Source organism: Arthrobacter sp. HMWF013, from assembly GCF_003061105.1.
Lineage (GTDB): Bacteria > Actinomycetota > Actinomycetes > Actinomycetales > Micrococcaceae > Arthrobacter.
Map to the genome: position 1 here is coordinate 1 of NZ_QAIQ01000023.1, position 3641 is coordinate 3641.

The 3641-nt window shown below is 64.7% G+C and carries 4 protein-coding genes; 2 read left to right on the top strand and 2 right to left on the bottom strand.

All coding sequences use genetic code 11. The annotated features are described in order from the left end of the window. Positions 1-71 precede the first annotated feature (71 nt). Together DBR22_RS01000 and DBR22_RS01005 are read right to left on the bottom strand one after the other, a co-directional pair. Positions 72-482, bottom strand: coding sequence for a DUF4870 domain-containing protein (locus DBR22_RS01000; protein ID WP_108597375.1), 411 nt, complete (start codon positions 480-482; stop codon positions 72-74). Between the two features lie 157 nt (positions 483-639). Further along, entirely contained in the window at positions 640-1491 is an 852-nt protein-coding gene (locus DBR22_RS01005) for a DUF3097 domain-containing protein (RefSeq protein ID WP_108597376.1), read from the bottom strand. Between the two features lie 214 nt (positions 1492-1705). On the opposite strand from DBR22_RS01005, the gene hrcA reads away from it, so the two are divergent. Both hrcA and DBR22_RS01015 read left to right on the top strand, forming a co-directional pair. Further along, positions 1706-2719, top strand: a complete 1014-nt coding sequence (gene hrcA / locus DBR22_RS01010; protein WP_108597377.1) for a heat-inducible transcriptional repressor HrcA — start codon at positions 1706-1708, stop codon at positions 2717-2719. A 75-nt stretch (positions 2720-2794) separates the two neighbouring features. Further along, the coding region (locus DBR22_RS01015; protein ID WP_108597378.1) for a DnaJ C-terminal domain-containing protein at positions 2795-3641 on the top strand (847 nt) is incomplete at its 3' end.

The following is a 3641-nucleotide window of genomic DNA, read 5'->3' on the forward strand; positions in this document are numbered from 1 at the left end:
TCACTTCCGGCCCAATCCAGTGAGGATTTTGGGCGGGAAGTGACCCCGCGTTGGTTAATCGTTGCTCGGGACTACTTGATCCAGCGCAGGTTGTACTGGTAGCGGTGGGGCTGGCCCTTGTTGACGTGGATGCCGGCCGCCACCGAGTAGCACGTCAGGGCGATCCAGATCAGGGTCGCGATGACGGCAAAAATGTTTCCCACCACCGGGATGAAGACCAGAAGGTTGGCCACCAGTGCAGCAATGGTGGGCGGCAGGCTGAAATTCAGTGCTTCCTTGGACTCCTGCGCAGTGAACGGGCCCCGCTCACGGAAGATCAGGAAAATCAGCAGTGACGGAACGCAGCCGAGGATCCCGCCAAAGTGGGCGAGGGTAGCCCATTGCCGGTCTTCGCTGGCCGTAAGGGGCAACGCATTTGCGGGAACGCCCTGGTACTCCGAACGGCCCTGGTCGTCCGGGTGCTCGCGTGCGTTTTGTGCCACTGTTTATTCCTTCGAGAGTGCAATAGTGCTTGGTGGAGAGTGCCGGCCTGAAGAAACAGCAGCCTGCGCAGTATCAAGAATACTGGGTCGATGGCCAAACGCCCCCCGCGAGGCGCGCTCTGCAGAGGCGCCGTCCTCCACGGAACGTCCCAGGCGGCTAAGGCACTGTCAGGAAGTCGATGACTTCCTCCACCCGGCCCAGCAGTGATGCTTCCAGGTCCGCGTAGCTGTGGACCGCACCCAGCAGCTTCTGCCAGCCCAGCCCAATGTCTTCCTTGGTGGAATGCGGCCAGCCAAAAGCGGCCAGAATGCCGGTCTTCCAGTCCTGCCCACGGGGTACCACGGGCCACTGGCTGATCCCCAGCACCGAAGGCCGGATGGCCTGCCACACGTCAATATAGGGATGCCCCACGATCAGGACGTTGCCGGCGGCCCCCGGCGAGGCCATAACCCCTGCTGCGATCCGCGACTCCTTGGAGTCAGCCACCAGGTGGTCAACAAGGACACCCAGCCGCCTGCCGGGACCCGGCTGGAACGCAGCTACTGCCCCTGCGAGGTCATCGATGCCATGCAGGGGTTCGACGACGATGCCTTCCACCCGCAGGTCATCGCCCCAGACCTTTTCGATGAGTTCGGCGTCGTGCTTTCCTTCCACCCAGATCCTGCTCGCCTTGGCCACCTGCGCACGCTGGCCTGCCACGCGGACTGAGCCGGAGGCCGTACGGCCTGCGGTGGCCGGGGTGCCGGGCTGCCGCGGAGCGGGAGGCATCAGCCTGATGGGCTGCCCCTCCAGGAGGAAACCGAAGCCAAGCTTGAAGGAACGGGACTTGCCGCGCCGGTCTTCAAGGGCCACCACGTGCATGCCGCCGGACTTCTCCACCCTGGTCACGGCCCCTACCCAGCCTGACTGCGCGTCTTCGAGGACCATTCCCCGCTCTGCAGGAACCTCGGGGAGTTCATTCCTGACAGGCGCCTTGATGTCCTGCGGACCCCAATTCTGGTACTGCATCGGTTGACTCCGCCTCGCGCTAGATGGTCCCCCGGAGTTTCGCCCGGAGCGGTACCAATGCTAACAACGGGGTGAGTCATATTAGACTGTTAGCACTTAGGCATGTCGAGTGCTAACGCTGGCCGGTCTGTCCCGCCCTCCCTGTCCGCAGGATCGGGAGCAGGATGCCGGCGGCCCGGCCAGACAGGCCGCGACCCGTAGATGGAGGTGGAGTGTGAGCGAGCCGCGCAAACTTGAAGTACTGCGTGCCATCGTGGAGGACTACGTGCACTCCCGTGAGCCTGTGGGTTCCAAAGCGTTGGTGGAACGCCATCACCTTGGCGTCTCCAGCGCAACCATCCGTAACGACATGGCGGCGCTGGAGGACGAGGGCCTGATCACAGCCCCGCACACCAGCGCCGGCCGGATTCCCACCGATAAGGGCTACCGGCTGTTTGTGGACCAGATTTCCGCGGTGAAGCCGCTTTCGCCGGCAGAGCGGCGGGCCATCCAGTCGCTGCTGGAGGGCTCCGACGATCTCGACGACGTCCTGGAACGGACAGTCCGGCTGCTGTCGCAGCTGACCAACCAGGTGGCCGTGGTGCAGTACCCGCACCTCAGCCGTGCCACCATCCGGCACATCGAATTCGTTCTCCTCGCCCCGCGGCGGGTTCTCGTTGTCCTGATTGCCAACACCGGCAAAGTGGAACAACGCGTGACCGACGTCGGACAGGACCTTGGCGAGGACGCCATCGCCGCGCTGCGGACCCACTTCCTCGGGTCCCTGTCCGGCACACCGCTGAGCCAGCTCACGCAACTGCTGCCGGCCGTGGTTTCGTCCGTAAGCCACGGCCAGCGCGCAGCCGCCCAGGCCCTGGCTAACGGCCTGGAAACACTTTCCCACAACAGCCGCGAAGACCGTATGGTCATGGCAGGAACCGCGAATCTCGCCCGGTCCAATGTGGACTTCCCGCTGAGCATCGGGCCGGTGCTTGAAGCGTTGGAAGAGCAGGTGGTGATGCTCAGGCTCCTGAGCGAAATGGCGCAGGATCCCCGCGGCGTGACAGTGAGCATCGGGCGCGAGAACCCCTACGTCGGCCTTGCCGAAGCATCCGTGGTGGCCACGGCATACGGACCGGACAGCACCGCCAAGATCGGCGTCCTTGGCCCCACCCGGATGGACTACCCCACCACCATGGCGGCCGTCAGGGCAGTAGCCCGTTATCTTTCAAGAATTCTGGGTCCGTAACAGCACCGGTCCAGGCACCAAGAGCAGTGCCGGCGGTCAAACTGCCGGCAGTACAACAAGGAAGAGATACGAACTTTGAGCAGCCACTACGACGTCCTCGGGGTCTCACCGGAAGCTACCGGCGAAGAGATCAAGAAGGCCTACCGCAAGCTGGCCCGCACCCTTCACCCGGACGTCAACCCCGGGGACGATGCGTCGGACCGCTTCAAGGCCGTGACCCACGCCTACGAGGTGCTTTCGGATCCCCAAAAGCGCCGGGTCTATGACACCACCGGCAACGAGAACGGCACCGACAACGGCTTCGGCGGCGGCAGTTACGCCGGCCAGGGCTTCGCGTTCCAGGACATCTTCGACACCTTCTTCGGGGCCGGCGGCCAGGCAGGTCCGGCGTCCCGGGTCCGCCGTGGCCAGGATGCGCTCATCAGCGTCCGGATCGAACTCCGGGACGCAGTGTTCGGCGTCAACAAGAAACTTGAAGTGGATACCGCCGTCACCTGCCCCACCTGCAACGGCTCATGCTGCCGCGAGGGCAGCCACCCCGAACGCTGCGATATCTGCGGTGGCAGCGGCCAGGTCCAGCGGGCTGTCCGTTCCATTCTTGGCCAGGTCATGACGGCCGCCCCGTGTGGCAGCTGCGAAGGCTTCGGCACCGTCATCAAGGATCCCTGCAACGAGTGCAGCGGCCAGGGCCGTATCCGCAGCCGCCGTTCGCTCACCATCAAGGTGCCGGCCGGCGTGGCCACAGGCACGCGGATCCAGCTTTCGGGCCAGGGCGAAGCCGGTCCGGCCGGCGGACCGTCCGGAGACCTGTACGTCGAGATCCGCGTCAACAACGATGCCACGTACGCCCGCGACGGCGACGACCTGCACGCAACCCTCAATATTCCGATGACCGCGGCCGCCCTGGGCACTGAGCTTTCAC

What these genes read in the sequence shown, in the direction of transcription:
- DBR22_RS01005 (WP_108597376.1), bottom strand. Translation starts at nt 1,491, where the DNA reads ATGCAGTACCAGAATTGGGGTCCGCAGGACATCAAGGCGCCTGTCAGG.